The 17,818-nt window shown below is 55.0% G+C and carries 19 protein-coding genes and 1 pseudogene; 13 read left to right on the top strand and 7 right to left on the bottom strand.

Translation table 11 applies throughout. The features are described 5' to 3' along the window. Positions 1-490 precede the first annotated feature (490 nt). The 8 genes and pseudogenes from H4317_RS19130 (at position 491) to H4317_RS19100 (ending at position 6,030) form a co-directional block, all read left to right on the top strand. Positions 491-1,654, top strand: a complete 1,164-nt coding sequence (locus H4317_RS19130) for a DUF3987 domain-containing protein (RefSeq protein ID WP_185888136.1) — start codon at positions 491-493, stop codon at positions 1,652-1,654. An 88-nt stretch (positions 1,655-1,742) separates the two neighbouring features. Continuing rightward, positions 1,743-1,871, top strand: a pseudogene (locus tag H4317_RS19450) (hypothetical protein); the annotation flags it as partial. Positions 1,872-2,066: 195 nt separating this feature from the next. Continuing rightward, positions 2,067-2,801 carry a DUF6371 domain-containing protein gene (locus H4317_RS19125; protein ID WP_260625899.1) on the top strand — a complete coding sequence of 245 codons (735 nt, stop codon included), beginning with the start codon at positions 2,067-2,069 and terminating at the stop codon, positions 2,799-2,801. Positions 2,802-2,828: 27 nt separating this feature from the next. Continuing rightward, positions 2,829-3,524: a hypothetical protein gene (locus H4317_RS19120; protein WP_185888134.1), complete on the top strand. Its 696-nt coding sequence runs from the start codon at positions 2,829-2,831 to the stop codon at positions 3,522-3,524. A 259-nt stretch (positions 3,525-3,783) separates the two neighbouring features. Next, positions 3,784-4,191 (top strand): hypothetical protein, encoded by a 408-nt coding sequence (locus H4317_RS19115; RefSeq protein ID WP_185888133.1) that lies wholly within the window; start codon positions 3,784-3,786, stop codon positions 4,189-4,191. A 262-nt stretch (positions 4,192-4,453) separates the two neighbouring features. Then, positions 4,454-4,813: a hypothetical protein gene (locus H4317_RS19110; protein WP_185888132.1), complete on the top strand. Its 360-nt coding sequence runs from the start codon at positions 4,454-4,456 to the stop codon at positions 4,811-4,813. Between the two features lie 158 nt (positions 4,814-4,971). Further along, positions 4,972-5,400, top strand: a complete 429-nt coding sequence (locus H4317_RS19105) for a hypothetical protein (protein WP_185888131.1) — start codon at positions 4,972-4,974, stop codon at positions 5,398-5,400. A gap of 105 nt (positions 5,401-5,505) precedes the next feature. Further along, entirely contained in the window at positions 5,506-6,030 is a 525-nt protein-coding gene (locus tag H4317_RS19100; RefSeq protein ID WP_185888130.1) for a hypothetical protein, read from the top strand. 545 nt (positions 6,031-6,575) lie between these two features. On the opposite strand, the gene H4317_RS19095 is transcribed toward H4317_RS19100, so the two are convergent. Continuing rightward, a complete protein-coding gene (locus H4317_RS19095; RefSeq protein ID WP_185888129.1) occupies positions 6,576-7,628 on the bottom strand; it encodes a hypothetical protein in 1,053 nt (350 codons plus the stop codon). Between the two features lie 352 nt (positions 7,629-7,980). Between H4317_RS19095 and H4317_RS19090 the strand changes: the two genes are divergently transcribed. Together H4317_RS19090 and H4317_RS19085 are read left to right on the top strand one after the other, a co-directional pair. After that, a complete protein-coding gene (locus H4317_RS19090) occupies positions 7,981-8,433 on the top strand; it encodes a hypothetical protein (RefSeq protein ID WP_185888128.1) in 453 nt (150 codons plus the stop codon). A gap of 49 nt (positions 8,434-8,482) precedes the next feature. Continuing rightward, positions 8,483-9,088: an Abi-alpha family protein gene (locus H4317_RS19085; protein WP_185888127.1), complete on the top strand. Its 606-nt coding sequence runs from the start codon at positions 8,483-8,485 to the stop codon at positions 9,086-9,088. Between the two features lie 63 nt (positions 9,089-9,151). Here H4317_RS19085 and H4317_RS19080 read toward each other — a convergent pair whose 3' ends face one another. The 5 genes from H4317_RS19080 to H4317_RS19060 form a co-directional block, all read right to left on the bottom strand. Continuing rightward, positions 9,152-10,042: a DNA/RNA non-specific endonuclease gene (locus tag H4317_RS19080; protein ID WP_185888126.1), complete on the bottom strand. Its 891-nt coding sequence runs from the start codon at positions 10,040-10,042 to the stop codon at positions 9,152-9,154. Positions 10,043-10,116: 74 nt separating this feature from the next. Beyond that, positions 10,117-10,830, bottom strand: a complete 714-nt coding sequence (locus H4317_RS19075; protein WP_185888125.1) for a hypothetical protein — start codon at positions 10,828-10,830, stop codon at positions 10,117-10,119. 274 nt (positions 10,831-11,104) lie between these two features. After that, entirely contained in the window at positions 11,105-12,004 is a 900-nt protein-coding gene (locus tag H4317_RS19070; RefSeq protein ID WP_185890106.1) for an IS3 family transposase, read from the bottom strand. Continuing rightward, on the bottom strand, positions 12,001-12,309 hold the full coding sequence (locus H4317_RS19065) for a transposase (protein WP_185888124.1): 309 nt from the start codon (positions 12,307-12,309) through the stop codon (positions 12,001-12,003). Before H4317_RS19065 ends, H4317_RS19070 begins: the two co-directional genes overlap by 4 nt. Positions 12,310-12,357: 48 nt before the next feature. Continuing rightward, complete coding sequence (locus tag H4317_RS19060) at positions 12,358-13,119, bottom strand: hypothetical protein (protein ID WP_185888123.1); 762 nt, start codon at positions 13,117-13,119, stop codon at positions 12,358-12,360. Between the two features lie 502 nt (positions 13,120-13,621). Here H4317_RS19060 and H4317_RS19055 point away from each other — a divergent pair. From H4317_RS19055 to H4317_RS19045, 3 genes are read left to right on the top strand one after another with little or no spacing between them, the layout of a single operon-like run. After that, complete coding sequence (locus tag H4317_RS19055) at positions 13,622-14,050, top strand: LexA family protein (protein WP_260625746.1); 429 nt, start codon at positions 13,622-13,624, stop codon at positions 14,048-14,050. Continuing rightward, the gene (locus tag H4317_RS19050; RefSeq protein ID WP_185888121.1) at positions 14,034-15,332 is read left to right on the top strand and encodes a Y-family DNA polymerase; all 1,299 of its coding nucleotides are present in this window, start codon (positions 14,034-14,036) and stop codon (positions 15,330-15,332) included. Before H4317_RS19055 ends, H4317_RS19050 begins: the two co-directional genes overlap by 17 nt. A gap of 10 nt (positions 15,333-15,342) precedes the next feature. After that, entirely contained in the window at positions 15,343-15,516 is a 174-nt protein-coding gene (locus tag H4317_RS19045) for a hypothetical protein (RefSeq protein WP_185888120.1), read from the top strand. Between the two features lie 510 nt (positions 15,517-16,026). Here H4317_RS19045 and H4317_RS19040 read toward each other — a convergent pair. Next, positions 16,027-17,817, bottom strand: a complete 1,791-nt coding sequence (locus H4317_RS19040; protein WP_185888119.1) for an SGNH/GDSL hydrolase family protein — start codon at positions 17,815-17,817, stop codon at positions 16,027-16,029. Between the last annotated feature and the right edge of the window lies 1 nt (position 17,818).

Below are 17,818 nucleotides of genomic sequence, written 5' to 3'. Positions count from 1 at the left end.
AATATTGCTCGCCGATTTCATGTCACGGTCGATGAGCTGGAATGCTGTATCGTAGCTGTACTAGGAGAGAACTTAAGGCAGTCGCGCCTTGATTGGGCCGCTCTTGACTTGGCACAGGTAACTAAGCCAACGCATGATCTTCTTGAAGTCATTCGTAAGGCCGTGTCACCAAAGCGCCGACGCAAGGCAGCCGCAAAACCGAAGCCAGCCAGCAAAGCGAAGAAGGTAGGGGAGGGCCGCACCAATGCATAGCCAACCAACCGGCCCGAGCTTGGCTGGTGCCCAGGCGTATGCTGCAGAGCTTGCCACCCGATTAGATCAGCCAAGTGCTTTTTCTACTGATACCGTCAGTGTAGAGGAGGACCAGCCCGAAACGCCCACCATTCCTGACGAGGTATATACCTGCCTGCCTACAATTCTACAGCAGAGCGTTCTGCCGTATCACTCAGGGCATGAAAGGGATATTGCCCTAACCAGCATCCTGGGCATCTTGTCCGGCTGTTTTCCTAAACTGACGGGACAGTACGATGGGCTAACAGTATGGGCTGCGCTGTACGTGTTCGTGATTGCGCCAGCCGCCAATGGGAAAGGCGGCATGGGAATGGCACGGAAGCTGGCCTATCCCACCCACGCTGCCCGAGTGACTGAAAGCAAGGAGGAGGCCCAGCGTTATGAGGCAGAGCTAGACCAGTACAACCAGCAGAAACGCACAATGAGTAAGGCCAGACAGCTAATTGCCCCGGCCGAAGCTCCCCCCGCTGTTCCCAAGTTCCGGCAGCTCTACGTTCCGGCTAACAGCAGCGCAGCCTCCATCGTCGGGGCACTAAGTGATAACGACGGGCACCTGATTATGTGTGAGACCGAAGGCGACACGCTGGCTGGACCTCTGAAACAGGACTGGGGCAACTTCTCTGACATACTCCGCAAGGCGTTCCATCACGAGCCTATTACCAGCCAGCGCAAGACCGGGCGCGAGCATCTGGAAGTGAATACGCCGGTGTTGGCAACAGTGCTTACGGCCACGATGGGGCAGGTTCCAGGCATCATTCCTTCCGCCGAAAATGGGCTGTTTAGTAGATTTCTGTTCTACTACTGTAATCCGCCACAGGTATGGCGAAGTGTGGCCCCCGACAATGGCCGAGGCAACCTCTCGCAGCACTTTGACCAGTTAGCTGAGCGCGTTACCAGCCTAATCGCCGCTGTAACTGAGCCTGTATCCGTCGAACTCACTCCCGGCCAATGGCAGCAGCTTAACAACGCCGGGGCCGAGGCGCTGGCTGACGCGGTGGCTGTGTATGGCGAGGAAGCCGGTAGCATTATCAAGCGACTGGGCCTGTCCACCTTTCGGCTGGCTATGCTCTTTACACTGCTGCGGCAGACAGATTTTGGTGCAGTACCGGCAGGGCGGCTGGTGTGCGCCGACGATGACTTTGCCAATGCACTGTTGTTGGCCGACGTGTACCGCCGCCACGCGCTGGCTCTGTTTGCCCGAATGCCCCGCGAAGCTGCTGTAACATCCGCCCGCAATATGGACGGTGAGGCGCGCCGCAGAAAGGCATTGGAGTTAAGCCAACAGGGTACCTCCAATCGGGAAATTGCTCGCCGCTTCAATGTGAGTGAGGGCAGCATTCGAAACTGGCTCAAAGTCGCCTAACCACCAGCCGGGGTGCGTAGAATGCGTAGGTGCGTAACGGTTACGCACTACGCACTTTACGCACCCGCACGGCCATACCTACTCACCCATGTGCGTACACCGCTACACCTTACAGGCTTACGCTGGCCGTAAAACTCGGCACACTTGCCCTGCCTGTGGCAAACCCCACGAATTTACTCGCTACCTCGACACTCTAACCGGCGACCTGTTGCCGGAACACCTTGGTCGCTGCAATAGAGAGGCTGAATGCGGCTATCACCTGAACCCATCCGATAAAGGCACCACTGGCCGTTCATACGCTGACGAAGTAAGAGAAAGCCAGTCGGCCACTAATAGGACGTGGTACATGAGCCAACCCGCGCCGCGACCTGCCCCGCTGGGTATTATTCCGGAGGAAGTGGTAAAGCGGTCAATGCGTGACTACTCCTGCAACAACTTCGTCCGGCTTTTAGAGCGGTTGTATGGTGGGGCAGAAGCAGACGAGCTGATACGCCGATTCGAGATAGGAACTTCTAATTACTGGCAGGGCGCCACTATTTTCTGGCAGCGGGACGAGGTAGGGAGAATGCGAGGCGGGCAAGTGGTGCTATTTGATGAGACAGGCCACACGGTAAAAAAGAGATTGGCCGATGGAACGAAACACCGCTATACCAACTGGGTGCATAAGGCCTTAGAAAGGGCTCACCAGAAACAGGGTCGCGAGTTGCCAAAGTGGTTGCGCGAGTACCTACGCCCTGAGGTCGCCAAATCGCCCTGCCTCTATGGGCTTGGACAACTGGCAGAGGCACCGGCCGGGCAAACTGTTGCTCTGACTGAAGCCGCAAAGACCGCAGTTCTCGCTACGCCCCATTTTCCTGCTTTTCTATGGCTGGCTGTTGGCTCCCTTTCTAACCTCACACCTGCCCGGTTGGCCCCCATCAAAGACCGTTGCATTGTGCTGTGGCCTGATGCCTCGACCAACGGTAGTGCTTATCAACTGTGGGCTGACAAAGCTGCCGAACTGCGCAAGCAAGGCTTTAACATTACCATGTCGGATTATCTCGAAACTGTCTGCACTGCCGAGCAGAAAGCCAAGGGCTACGACTTGGCTGACCTGATACTTGCTGATTGGCCTGGGTACCCTGCAAGCTGGGATGCCACTGTTTAACCTTTCCTAGCCTTCCTTCCCTTTCACATGTCTGTCCCCTCCCCAATAAACCCTTCTCCCCGCACCGCTCTGGAATTTGTGCAAGCGGCCCTGCAGTACGAGCAAGCATTACTGTTGCGCCAGTACCCCGCCACCAGAAAAGCCCGCCGAACCGTGCTATTGGCGGAACTTGGACTAAACAGCCTGATTTGTGAAGAACTCGCCTATATGGAGTTCGTACTAAGCGAATTGTGGGACAATGCTGTTGCCCGTGATGGAGAACGGCTTTACCCTTTCTCTTACCCCCGGCCTGCCCCTACACCTGGCCCGCCCCTCAAGGCACCCGGCGACCTGCCTCACTTCCTGCTGGATATGCTCACCCGTCACGCCCAGGCGCTGGCTATAAGCCCGGAATTGACTGCCTACCTCACCCAACTGCCCGGTAAGGAGCGCGAACGGGGAGAGCGTACTGCTCAGGCCTTGGTCAACCATCCGGCCATGCAGCGCAAAAGCAAGCTTGCCCAGCTTAATGTGCAAGCCAGTCTGAGCCAGATTCCGTTGCAATTCGAGCAAGCCGCCCAGCAGGCTGCCGTTCTGCTTTCCCTGCCGCAGTATGTTGAGCACGCCCGCCTCGCTATTAGCCAGCATCAGGATGTGCAGCCCCTGCAGCGGCTAACCAGTTCGTACGGACACATATTGTTCGACACCGACCCGATGGGCTTGGGAGAGCGCGTATTGGTATAAGCTCTGCGTGTCTGTCTCACAAAATCAGCCGGGTAGCGCATCAAGCACCTACCCGGTCCCATTACCCGGCCTTTCCCGGCAACCGGGTGGCCTGAAAAAGAGAGGGAGGGGCTAGTTGGTTTGAAAAACGTGTGTAGATACAGCAATGGACTAGATCCCTCACGACTTTCCACTTCCCATTCAGCCGTTCACCTGCTGGCTGAATACTCCTTGCGAGGCTCCCTAAATCCTGCCCGTACGCACGCCATTCCCACACTTTATGCCCTACACCACATCTCACCCGTCTGACCCGCATCCTCTAACCTATCTGGTGGTCGGCCCATCCGTATTTTACCGCTTCCACAAGGAAACTGGCTTAGAACCCGCCTGCATGAGTCTACTTCTGCTGGTCGATACCTATGCCAGTCAGGTAGACGTGAATCCAACAACACCCGCGTTGGATACAGGCTGGCTATCTACTGGTCTGCTGCGAACCTATGTATGCAAGCTGGCAGCGGAAGGCTACATCACCCGCATCGCCCCACGTCGGCGTGCTGCGCGTCAGCTGTTACTTACCCCCAAAGGTTACGGGCTGGCATTGAGGATTAAGCGGGAATTACGGGAGCAGGCGAGAAAACTGTTCCCCTTGCCCCAACACCGGAAATTCCCGGCAAGGCTGTTTGAATAGGCAGCTCGTGTGAGTAGGATTGAAGACCAAGCCCTATATCCTATGGTAGATAGGCCAAAAGGGAAAGCGATTATCCTATACCCCGTGGGGTCCAAACAGCACCCAGCCCCCAACCCGATGGCTATTCAATAAGTCCTCTGCAGTCCAGGCGTAAGGGAGAAGGGAAAGAGAAACTGTAGAGCAGTCAGCAAGGTAGGAGTCAACTTATTTATATGTACACCATTAGTTGTATTAGGCTCGTTGTATACGTAAGTTTACCTCTATGAAAAACCCCGAAGCAAGCAGCGAGCAGTTGCCCCAGCCAGAGAAGAAACGAGGCCCCAAGCCAGGAACAAAGCAAAACCGGCAACCCGGCAAAGAGCGCGACAAGCCCGGCCGAAAGCCTACGATTGAAAGCGCCAGCGACCCAACACTGGCCGCCGAGTGGGAGCACCTGCGCGTTTGGTGGGCCACTAATGGAGGCCGTTATAGTGTGCGCCACATTGCCAAGGAGATAGAGGACGACCCGATAGCAATTGGCCAGCTCTTACAAGGGAAAGGGCGTAGCGCAGCCAGCCGGGAAAGGCTCAACGCCCTACGGCAAATCCTTGGCGTTCACTATCTGTATACTGCCCAAGAATAGCGGGCCCCAAATTGGACCGGCGAGCTTTATTTTATTGAGCTGACGGTCAACAAATTATAATTGCTTTTAATAAATATGTTATTTAAAACTTGTACATATAAATTATATGTTGCACCTTTGTCATGTCGGTAACGAAGCCGGCACAAACTGTCAACGTCATGTTTACTGCATCAACCCCCGCCACTGCCCCCGCCGCCACGAACGCGCCTGACGTTAGCCGCTATTTGGCCCCCGTTACCACCTGCCCCGTGGAGCTTACCAACGACGAAGCCCGCAAAGCTTGCAAGGTATTTCTGGTGCCTGCCGATGTGGCCGGAACTGACTTTGATGTGTTTGTAGTGGCCGAACCTGTAGCCGTATGGAAATGGGCACCTGTTGGCGCGCTGGCCCTGTACGCTGCCCACTACCAAGACGCAGAAGGCGCAAACGAACTATCCTCTTATCTGGGCCGCGTGCAAGCGGTAGCATTCGATGAGGAAGAAGAGAGCTATACCTTTTCCGATGAGAGCGGCTCGTTTACGGACTACACATGGAACAAGCAGGAAGTACGCGAAATGTGGACAGTAGTGCGCCACGTTGCCGCCTAAGCCGCCACGATACCACGACGAAAAAAGAAGGCCCATCCGGTACGAACGGATGGGCCTTCTAAATCAGGCCGAAACCCAATTAACTGTCAAGTCAAGCCCAAGGTAATGAAAGCTCTTTACTTCCCCCAACTGATTACCGCTCTGGTGCCCCTCGTGTCCAGCATCACCGCCGAAAGCTATACGAACCAAACCGGTACCACCTACTACTACACGTCTTTCACGCTGCCCGGCCGCGCCTTGCCATTGCAGACCCAAGAGGCCACAAGCCCTGTCACGGCCTTTCGCTATGCCCGGCAGGCTATTCAAACTGCTACGGCCCGCCCTACTTACCCCGCTACTGTTAGCGCCTTCCACATCGAGTATTTAGGCATTGATTCGGAAGCAGCTTTTCAAAGCGTCCCGGTACCCGCGCCCGGCTTTACCCATGCGTTTACGGCGCTGGCCTACTCACCGCAGGCAGCCTACGCCGATGCCCGCGAGTATGCCACCCACGGCTATGACTCCAACGCCCTGCCCGACCCGCGCACGGTGCTGTCAGACTGCCTCACGATGGAAGAGTATCAGAGCCTGTTCGGCCAGGAGCCGGACGATACCTGCGCCGTGGTGCTGCATGTACGCTACGACGTTTAGAAGGCATGCCACACGCCAAGGTCAGCCCCAGCCACCATGGTTGGGGCTTTCGCGTTTACTAACCCGACGCAGAGGTAAGCCCAGCGTAATATGGCCCCGCAGCACCACCCATGCCGGACGGGTGTGATACGCTGCCTTCCGTGATGGGAGGTCCGCTTTTTGCTCATTGACAAGCAACTAAGTAGCAAAGCACCCGTACTTGCAGTGCCTGCAAGCACATCATGTATCTTATCTCGTGCATCGGCACTGACAGGCCGCTTCACGTCGCCGACTTCGCCAAAACACCCGAAATCCAGGCGTTTGCGCCCGTCCCAAAGCGAAGCTACTAACCCGGCTTCGAGTTCTATATGCGCCGAAAATTATGTGCTGGGTGTATTCTTGCCTGTAACGGCTTTCAATAAGATACGTGCGGCAGAAGGGGGGCTAGGCTAAGTCCATCGCATTCCCGTAGGTGAGATACCTGCTTAGCGCATAAGCACTACAAACCACAGCCGACACTTCTGGAATGAGCTTTTCAGCTGCGTACTTGCCTGAAAGACGAAGGATTAATCATCCCCGCGCTCGAATGGATTCTGAGTGAAACGCAGGGAGAGTGAGAAGAAAGGATTAAGTCGGTACAGGTCATCATGGAGCTGATCCTCAGTCAGCGATTCAGTAATTCGCTGATTCTCCTCATACTTGCCCAGAAGTACGCGCTGCTTGTGGGCGACCACGCCGAAGTTGAACTTGACATTCTGGTTAAAGGAAACAGTAGGCCCTAGGAAAACCGTAGGACTCTCGAAGTCAAACCCGAGCCCCCCGGACAGGCTCCAGGACCAGTTCTGGCTAAGCGATTTTTGCGGCACCCAGGTAAAGAAAATGGAAGGAGCGAAGCTGAGCTTCCGCCGATTAGACTCTTTTTTGATGGTGTAGGCACTATCCTGTGGTGAAGCGAAAAAGACATTCTCTTTGCTAAACCCTTGGGTTATAAAGGAGAAACCGTAGGATATCTGCCACTCACCTCGGGCTTGAGTAGAATAGGTGTACTTCCAAGTCTTCAACTTGCCATCTTGCTGGCGAGTGATGGTTACCTCAAGTATCTCGCCTTGGCTTAGCGTATAATCGCCTGCCTCGTAGCTAGTGGCATCTATCACCACACGCGCCCTAAGAAGTTCATAACTGCAACCAGTCGGGTTGGCGTCTGACACGGGCGGAGCCGCAGCTATTTCGGCTTTCAGTTTGGCAAGCGCTACAGGCAATTCATCTTCTTTCGTAATGGCGAGCACTGCGTCCGTCGCATTCTTTAGTTTCTCGCAAGATTCCAAGAAGGCAGGTGGATTCCCTCCGGTCTGCTTCGGGGCATCGGGCAGGGTGAGCGGAGGAAGGCTAACAAAGCGGCGCTGCACATCAATGCTGTACCCCGCTTTGTCGGGAAGCATATTGATGAGCCTTATTTTGATGGCGGTTCCGCTGCTGACGGTTTTGGTTTCGGTGAGGTTGCGGCTTAGGTCAATTTCGTGGGTCTGCGCTCTTACACCCAAGGCAGAGCTCATGAAGATGAGGAGAGAGAAAAGGATGCGCAGGGACGCTCTCGGGCCACCGGTATTGCCGTAAATCATAGGCGAAAGAATAAGGAGTTAATACTGTGTAATTATATATAATATACTTAATAATATATAATAAATGTCGTTAAATTATGTGCAGGGTGCAGTGCCAATATTATACTCTCTACTAGCAGTAACGCTGCATTATTTCTCAAGTAAGGTAGTAGGCGCACTGGTCTGCCGTAGCTTGTCAAAAGCGGAAAATGTTGACGTGGCATCTTGACCGTGCTGTAGTAGGTGCCAAATAGGCGAAGTTGTCGGTTGAGAATGCCACATTGAGCAACCTAGAAGGCTACATAGTGCAGACATATTTGGTAGAATAATCATCTTTGTAATCAACAGTCTCTGCTAATCAATAGCCTAATTAATGAAGAAGGTCATCGCATTGTACGGCCCGTCTAGTGTTGGCAAATCCACCACTCTAAAAGTATTCGCGGATATGGTAATGAGCCACTTTGGGACATCTGCTACTATAGAATACCTGCCAGACGACAACCCAAAGGCAGATATTCAACGGATTATTACCCTCAATGGAGTATTGAAGGTGGGAATTGAAAGCCAAGGAGACCCAGGTGGTCGGCTTAGTAATTCGTTAGGCTTATTCGTTGCTGCAGACTGTGATCTAATCTTTTGTGCGACGCGAACTAGAGGCTCGACTTGTCATGCCGTAGATGCTCTAATGGCGCATAATTATCATATAGATTGGGTTCATCAGTTGGCTAACCGCACTTCTACCCAGCAGCAGACTAATAGTAAAAAGGCCGCTGACTTACTACAGCGCCTCATTGCCATCGAACAATCATTGCCGCAAGTTGTCTGACCTTACCACCGTACTGACGTCGGCTGGCGGGAATGCAGCGGCGTCATTCATGAAAAAGGTATTGGGCCCGGCCGTGGAAGAAATGGGCGGGATGGTGGCTGATTATGTGCGAATCCACCGGCTAGGAAAGCAGATCAAGGCGTTTACTCGTTCGCAGCAGATGCTGACGGATGCAGGACTGACGCCAAGCCCAATAGCGATGAAAACACTTTGGCCACTCATGGAAGGTATTTCCATCGAGGATAATGATTCCCTTTCTGAAAAATGGGCAGCACTTTTAGCCAACGCCGCATCTCCGAATGGAAGTGAAGTGGTGGAGCCTAGTTTTGCAGATGTACTTAAGCAACTCACCCCAACTCAGGCATTAATCCTAGATCACTTATATGAACAAGTGGATGGACGGCTAATGCAGCAGGAAAGGGGCTGGTACTATACCTTTAAAGTAGACAAGGTGCGAAGGGTAATAGAGTTGCCCTTTACAGACTTTGAACGATGTATGGACAATCTGATTCGTCTACGGCTCTGCACCAGAATTATACCAGCTCGTAACAACAGTCTTTTCAAGCCTCCTGCTGGCTTTCCTACTACCGAGCCGACGATGTTTGGTTACGCCTTCGTACAAGCATGCAAAGCTCCGATAGCGCAAAAGCTATGATACAAGAAAGCGCCCTGTCTATTTCAGCATGGGCGCTTTCTTTATGGAGTTCTTCGTACGTTTCTACTGTGTAGGCCCGGTGTCTACTCGCGCTTCTACTGTACTCTGCACCGTAGAGGAAACGGCCGAGAGGATATCGTAGCCGGTAGCGGCTTCGATAGCATCAACCGTCGTGCGGTACTGCCCCCAGGCCGTGCTCAGCGTATTGTCGTTGGGCGTATCCACGGCAATCACGCGGGTGGTGCTCGTGACCCGGCTGGCGTCCTGCTCGCCAATGGGCAACACCACAATCACTTTCCAGACCCGGGCCGGTACGGTCACGTGGCCGTTATCCAATGTGGTTTTGGCTCCACTTGAGCCCACGCCCCCCGTGCCGTATTGGCCCATGATGACGTACAACTCGTTCCCGGCCCGGGCCAGCGTGCGGCAGTAGTCTTCCAAGTCTGCCCAGGTCTGCTGGTTGTTGCGCGGGGCCTGCGGAATCATGTTGGTCATAAAGAAAGTGGCCGAGTTGTCGGCGACACTAGCCGTGCGGTCTGCCGAGGGGCAATTATGCCCCCGGTCAAAGCCCGAACCCGAATAGCTGGTGGCCTGCACCTGGTACCAGCCAGCGGGGAGTGAGGCATCGGCCCGGAAATCATCCTGCCGGGCCGCTGTGCCTAGCCAAGAGGTGGCCAAATGCCAACTCACCCAGTTCGGGATGCCCCGGTCCCGGTGGTACGAAGCCACATACTGCGCTTTGGTCAGCAGGTAGTTGGTCGGCATGTTCACATCGGCCGTGGCACCGCTGGGATTGCCCATTGACAGGTGCCCATCCACTACCGGAGCGGTGGGCGTAGTCGGCGTAGATGGGGTGGGCGTTGGGGTAGGGTCGCTTTGTTTATCTGAACAGCCAGAAAGAGACGCCAGCAAGGCTAGCGGAACAACAAAGCGAAGACGGAGTAAGTAATGCATGAGATAAAGGTACGCTTGCGCTGTGCAGGTAGAAGCGGATAGCCATTGAAGCAGGGAAGGGCTGTTGTGCCTATCTATCTTCTCCAAGCAGTAGGCATATTTTTTCTTGCGGCAAATTCAGCAATAGACATTGCTAGGTTCCACTCCAGAACACCAGGAAGCCCAATCAAACCTTGGACTGCAGCATCTGAAATTGCCTGCTCATATTTCTCTTTCAGCTTCTCGAATGTCATGGATGAGGAAGCAGGGGGATATTTGCCGATTACACTCGTAACTATATTGCATATCATTGAATACTGATTAATTGCAGCAGGAAGATCTTGAATAGAGGCAACAGCAATTTGCTTTCCATTAGCCAGTTCGGTTAGCTTGATAAGCTGTTCGTGAACTTGCTCTATTGACCTTTTCTGTGATTCTATATCTGTAGGGGATACCCCACTGTTATCTTTATTTAACAGACCTCTTAGCGAAGCGGCTTGCTCTTCATTCAGTGATTTTAAAACCGATATTTCACTTCTGAATTTATTGGCTGCTTCTGCCTCGGCCGCTTCTTTCTGAAGTTCGATAAATTTCTTGATGGTATCCGGGTTAAAAGTAGATGCATAAGAATTTGACATGTCGATTGAGGTCTTCATGTATTCTGCAACACTCTTTTGTGTAGCTGTTTGCTCCCGTAATAGCTGAATCTGCTTTCTTAAAACGACAGTTGCATACACCACTCCTAAGAATGATATTATCTGTATAGTGGTACTCACTAAAGAGGGCGTTGTTTCGGGATCGAGGAACATAATATTTTGGATGCAGATCAAGTTTATTTGAGCAATTAGTAGCACCACCCACCCGGCCAGCGGTGTTGTTTCTTCGCTTCAGCAAAACGCACCCTATGTGGGTGGGTGCTTCAGTTTGCGAAGCCCTGCCATTGATTAGTCTTGTGATAGACGCTACTTTATGTTGTCTAGTACCTCAATCCCCAATAGGTTCTTGGTCAATAGCAGTTTTGTAGGCATTGCGCCTTGTAGAGCCAAAATGACTCGGCTGTTGGGTACGCCTGAGGTGGTCTAGTTAGGCTGGACAGTTTAGGGTGTTAAGTGGAAGGAGCTGTTGGTGAGCGTGATAGGGCGTCTGGTAGTCGATACTGGAGTGCAGCCGTTCGTGATTGTAGTAGTCAAAATACTCGGCGACGCTGCGCTGGGCCTCGGCCAGGTCAGCAAAAACGGGCCGCTCGCGGACTTCGAGCACCTCCGTTTTGAGGCGTGACCACAGGCTTTCGGCCTGGGCATTGTCGTAGCAGTCGCCGCGGCGGCTCTGTGAGCGTAGCGCCTGGTGCTCGTGCAACAGCTGTCGGTACGCCTTGCCGCAGTACTGCCCGCCGCGGTCGGAGTGCACGAGCAGGCCCGGGGCAGGCGGCTGCGACCAAAAAGCGCGTTGTAAGGCACTGGTCACCAGTTCCTCGGGCATCGTGGCCCCGACTTGCCAGCCCACCACGTGCTTGCTGGCCATGTCCTGAAAAGCGCATAGATAGGCCCACTCGCCGTTTGCCAGCGGCAGGTAGGTGATGTCGCTGACCCAGACCCGGTTGGCCTGGGTGGGTTTTGGCTGGTCCAGCAGTCGGTTCAGCGCACACCGCAGCCCGTGGGTCGAATCGGTGGTGCGCGGCGTAAACGCTTTCGGTTGGAGTGCGCGCAGGCCCCGGCGACGCATGGCGGCCCGCAGACGCTGGCGGCCTACCCGGTGCCCCTTTTTGCGCAGCGCGACCTGCAGGCGACGCGTACCATAACAACGCTTGTGCACCCCGAAGACCTTGATCAAGTCCGTTTCCCAGGCCGGTTCTAGCTGAGCTACGGCCTGCTGTCGCGCGTGTTGCCAGGCGTAGTAGCCGCTGGCTGGCACGGCCATTACGTGGCAAAGCAGACGCACCGGATACTGGCTCCGCTGCCCTTCAATGAAGCGGTAGCGGCTCATAGGCTGTCGGTCGCCGAGAAGATGGCAATGGCTTTTTTTAAAATGTCCAGCTCCTGCGCCTGCCGCCGGGCTAAAGCCCGCAGCTGGCGCAGCTCGGCCGCCGTGGCCGGGTCCAAGTCCGCCCCACGAGCCGCCGCCACGGGCGTGAGGGCTTCTTTCTGCCACTTGTAGAGCAGTTTGGGGCTGATATTCAGGGCGCGAGCGGCGGCCTGGGTCGAGCGGCTCTCGCCCGCCAAACGCAGGGCCTCGGTCCGGAAGGTAGCGTCATAACGCCGACGTTTGGCGGGGTGGGGGCTGTCTTTCATGACATTCGAAAGATAAGACCCTATTCTGTCCACATTTACCCGACCACCTCAGCCACCTTCTACTACCTGCTCTGCTTCGATCAAGTGCTTGTACTTCACGCATTGAAAGAGCCCACGAAGTATATCAGCCTCATTCGAGAGGCTGGACTTAACTTCTACCCCAATCCTGAGGCTTTTATCCTCAAACACCACATCTATTCTGTCAGCTGATGGTAAAGGATATTCCGTCCTGCCGTTTGCCAAGCGGAGATTAAGGCCAAGAGCACCCGGAGAGCGAGCGATGTATTCCTTGAATAGCCTGTGTTGCTCACTCTCGCCCGTAGAGGAATAGTTCTTGGCTTGATCGAGTTGCTTCGCAATGTTGTTGCTTACCGGCTGAATTCCAAGCTCATCCAGTACCCAATCCCAGTGTTGGTAATTATAGATTTCGCTCAAATGCCGATCAACCATAAGTCGCTTTTGAGAGCCTGTGAGCTTGGTGTAGTTTGTGCTTAGAAAGTCACCGATACCTTCACCTGGTAAGCCGTTTTGCTTATTGACTACTAAGCATTGAATTGGTGGAATGGAGGCGTTTAGCTTATGTTCTTTTTTGAGTCTTATCAGACCTCGGCCAATACAGCCAAGCGGAAAATTCAGGTTTCTTGGGTTGGGCATTCCTACTTGCTCAGCAAGGTCGGAGTAATAGATTGGCTGGTTCGCTTCTGCTTGCCGAACTAGATAAGGAAGAACCTTGCGGGCTACTTCTTGGTAGGGCTTGGTGCCTGAACGCAAGTCGTCATTTGCCACTTGAGCTGTTTTTTGCTTAGACATTATAAATGGGTAAGTATGAATCGCTAAGAATCTCCGGCAGGAGTGAGGCCACGAATATAGCGAAGTGTTGTGGTCTGAATACTAGAGTATATTCAGATCGTCCAGCCGTACATATGGCGCATAATCTGCTAAGCACTCCCCACTTGTAAAGGTGCGTGTACATCGAATGCAGTCTTGGTACTGGTCGTAGTACACTTCCGCGAAGAATCCGCCTTCCATGTGGTAGAGGTTGATGGCGTCTTCCTCTTCAAACCGATTTGCCAGGAATCGACCCTCCTGCCAAACGGCTTCTAATTGCTCAGGGAGTTCCAATAGGCGGAAGGCATAATGAGATACTGGCATAGCCATCAATGTAAGAAAAGTGCGGGGCCGGGCAAATTATGCTTGCTAAATAAATTGGCAATTATTTGACTAATTATATTAGTTGCACGTATACTTGCAGCCCACCTGCTGCTGCGTTGTTATGTGTGAAGTTGTATTAGTGCCTGTTTCCCGAAAGCCCGTGTGGCTTCTCTTGTTTGATTCGCTAGTGCCTGCGGGCTTTCCTTCCCCGGCAGAAGACCACCGGGGCGTCAAGCTGGATTTGAACCGGCTGCTGTTGCCCCACCCGGATTCCACCTATCTGGTTCGGGTGATGGGCGACAGTATGACCGGGGGAGAATCAGGTATCCGGGACGGGGCCCTGCTGGCTGTGGACTGCCAGCTGGAAGCGCAACCCGATGACGTGGTGGTGGCAATGCTCGAAGGTGGGTTTACCGTCAAGCGCTTGGTAAAGCGAGGGCCGGAGGCATGGTTTCTGGTGCCCGACAATCCCTGCTACCCGGAAGTCCGCATTACCGAACCCGACTTATTTACCGTCTGGGGTGTGGTGACGCATGTAGTAACCGAAACCCGGCGCGGCCGGCTCAGCAGTCATGTTCGCGTTAGTTGATTGCAACAACTTCTATGTGAGCTGCGAGCGGGCCTTCCAGCCACGCTTAGAAGGAAAGCCAGTGGTAGTGCTTTCCAACAACGACGGGTGCCTTATTTCACGCAGTGCCGAAGCCAAGGCGTTGGGCCTACGCATGGGCGAGCCGTACTTTAAGGTCAAAGACCTTATTCAGCGCCATGAGGTGAGGGTGTTCTCGTCCAACTATGCCCTATACGGGGATATGTCGGCCCGCGTAATGCACTACCTGAGTTCAGTCGTGCCGGAGGTAGAGGTGTACTCCATTGACGAAGCCTTTCTGGATCTGCACGGCATGGGGCGCTACCACGGGGACTTAGCGACGCTGGCCGCAACAATGCGCTACCAGATCCGCAAGCGCACGCACATTCCCGTCTGCATCGGCATTGCGCCCACCAAGACCCTGGCGAAGCTCGCTAATCGGTTGGCAAAAAAGTCGCCGCTGCTCAACGGGGTGCTGCATCTGGATACGCCGGAACGGGTGCAATGGGCCCTGGAGCAAACACCCGTAGAGGACGTATGGGGTATTGGCGGGCAGTATACCCAGAAGCTGTATAGTCAGGGCATCAGCACGGCCGCGCAGCTGGCGGCAATGTCGGAGGGATGGGCAAGAAAGCAATTAGGAGGCGTGGTTGGAGCGCGTCTCGTGCGCGAACTGCAGGGCACGCCTTGCCACGGTCTGGCCCCTAGTGAGGATGGCAGCCTGAGCCGCAAGAGCATTGCCTGCACCCGCACGTTTGCCCAGCCCGTCTCGGCCTTTACCGATGTAGTGGCCGCCGTGGCGTACTTCGCCTCGCGGGCCGCCGAGAAGCTGCGCCGGCAACAGTCGGCCGCCAACACGCTCACGGTCTTTATAAGCAAGAACCGCTTCGGCACCGAACCGCCCCCGCATACCCGCTCGTCGGTACTGACGCTGCCCGTAGCCACCAGTGATACGGTGGAATTGCTGCGCTACACGCGGACCGCGCTCAAGCGCATCTGGGAGCCGGGTGCTGTGTACCGCAAAGCCGGTGTAATTCTGGACGGACTGGAAACGGCCGGGCAACAACAGTTGTTACTCTTTGAGTCGAACGAACAGGCGGAGCGCCGCGCCAAATTGATGAGCGACTTGGACCGCCTCAACGAGCGGTTTGGCAAGAACACCGTGCAGTTCGCGGTGGCCTTGCCAGCCAACATCCACGCGCAGGTACCGTGGGTGGGGCAAAGCCAGTGGCGTACGCCCGCCTACACCACCTGCTGGGACGACTTACTTTTTATCCGTGCTTAATCTTTCCGCTTTGCCCTATTCTGCTTCCCCGTCACGCCCCATTCTGGGCGCTAGTATTCTGGATACCACTGCCGACCCACTTGTGTTTGAATTTCAACAAGACGTGCTCAACACGCAGCCAGTGCACATTGTCATCTCGCGCCACGTCTGGCAGCTGCTCGGGCCGAGTTCCCAGGCGGCCTGAGCAGGGAGGCGGATGCGCGGCCGCTTAATTACTGGCCACTAGGTTGGTGAGCTCCTGTTCCTTCGCTTCTACTTCGACTGCGTGAATATGCCCGAGAAAGCGGATTTCTGCCCCCGATTGGATGATGCCCTATACTCCCAAAGGCAACGTTGCCGCAACCATTTCAACCCAATTCTATGCAGTGGCTTAGAACCGTATGGCACTCGATTTATGATTTCTTCGCTGGTGAGGTACGTTACCCTAATCCGCCGTATCCGATGTGTGATTGGGAAAACGCACCTGAAGACTGGAAGCAGGAGGCGGACGAAGAGTATCAGCAGGCGCTACGACGTCGAGCCGCACAACTAGAGGCCAGAAAGCAGTCCTTGCGTCCTTCATGTCATCGACACGGTGACTTGTGATGCAGAGCTTAATCGAAACAATTTTGCATCCATTGCTGACCGGCCGATGTAGAAGCAAAACGGCCCCGTGTGAAGCTACACGGGGCCGTTTTCAGTGAGCAAGCTAATTTTAAGGGAGGAACTTGAATTGGTCGGCAAACATGACGGCCCCGCCCGTTTTGGTCATGCGCACCACGTCGCCGGGCAGCAGGTTGGGGATGGTAGCGAAGTAAGGTCGGCGGTTGTTGAAGGAGCTGTACTGCGAGCCGGTGGCTACTACCTCCCCGTTTACCGACACTTCATACGTGCCGCCGCCACTACTTACAAAGCCCTCAAATACGGCCTGCGTACAGCCGGCCGGAACCGTGGACTCCTGCCACGCGCCGTTGTTGGTGGCGTAGGCATCGCCCCCGCCGAATGCGGCCGGGTTGCCCGAAGGGGCGGCTTCGATGGTCCAGTCGCCAGGCGAAAGGCGCACGTCGGCGCTATCCTCTTGGCGCTTGATCGTGCCGCTGGGTTCGTAGTAGAAGGCGGGGAGTACGTTGGCCCCCTGAATAATAGGGTTCTTTATGGTGCCCGTGCTCTTGCTCAGGACTGCCGACACAAACAATGCCTTGCTCACGTCTTCGTCTGCCAGCGGCAACGTGGAAAGCGTCGTGCCTCCAACGCTCAACACTACATTGTTACCCACAATGGCAATGCGCAGCAGGGTATCTGTGGTAAACGTGTCGGAAAGGGTCTGCTCTTCGCCGCGCTGGGTGCCGTAGTCCTTGACCAGCAGCCCATCGAGGTTGAAGCCGTAGCGAATATCGAGAATGCTATGCCCAGCGCGGCGCTCCGTACACAGGCCCACTACTATACCACTGAGGGAGTTGCGGTACAGAAATTCAACGTAGCCCCGGTTGGTATCGTTGGAAGGGCCAATGGCATACTTGCTGAACGCGCCCGACACATCAAAGCCATCCTGCCCGTCCATGCGCGTGAGCGTATTGTTGCTGCCTACAGTAGCCACATCGGCTTCCAGCCATTCAAGCGAAAGCGGCGTGTCGTCAGGGTTGTCGCTCACGGGCGGCTCAACTACCGGGTTGGGCAGCTTGGCCACGCGCATAACTTCGGGCAGCAAATGCCGCTCGCCCCACAATTGCTGCCCGGCAATGGTGTAGTGCGTGGCATCAGCGTAGTAGTCGGGGTAGGTTTCGTAGGCTCGGTACGGGTACAGTTGCGGGTCGTCACGGTGCGAGGCAGTCGCTCCCAGCGCCCCGTACAGAGCGAAGTTGGCAATCATGTCGTTGTTGACCGTCTGCCGCACTCGCTCCACGGCTGCGCCCTGCGCAATGCTCACGGTTTGCTCGGAGCGGTGCGAGGGTGGCGAGGTCAGCAGAATAACTTTCGCTCCCGTGGCGGCAACGGCATTCGCCCCAGCCCGCATATCAGCAATCAGCTCATCGGCCTTGGCCTGTTCTGCCGCCGTGTTGGGCAGGCTGAAATATTCCAGCCCGTTAATCATGCCTTCGTACAGGGCAATCACCTGCGTGTAATTGGCCTTCACCGAGTTGATGTAGGCAACCAGTTGGGGCACGTAGGTCAGGCGAATGTCGCCCGCCGTGGCCCCATTTTGCCCGAATACATGGGTAGATGAGTTGTAGGCCGCGTACACGCCGCTGCCGGCTAGCAGCGCCATCGTGCGAGCCTGCGGGGCTTGCGCTACGCCGCTCACAATATGGCTGGTGCCAATGGCCGTGACCAAAATGTTCTGCGTGCCCACGGTGAAGGGCACCGGGTTGAGCTTGTCGGTGCCGCTGCCATCGAGGCGGGCAATGCGCACCTTGTTGGCCGCAATGGCTTGGTTGCCGACAAAAAACACCACGTCACCGTTCAGTAGGACGGCACTGTTGGCAGAGGTAAGGGGAGTTAACGCCATG

This window comes from Hymenobacter sediminicola, from assembly GCF_014250515.1.
Taxonomy (GTDB): Bacteria; Bacteroidota; Bacteroidia; order Cytophagales; family Hymenobacteraceae; genus Hymenobacter; species Hymenobacter sediminicola.
Note: the sequence above shows the minus strand (reverse complement) of the source record. Positions and strands in the feature narration are given on the sequence as shown.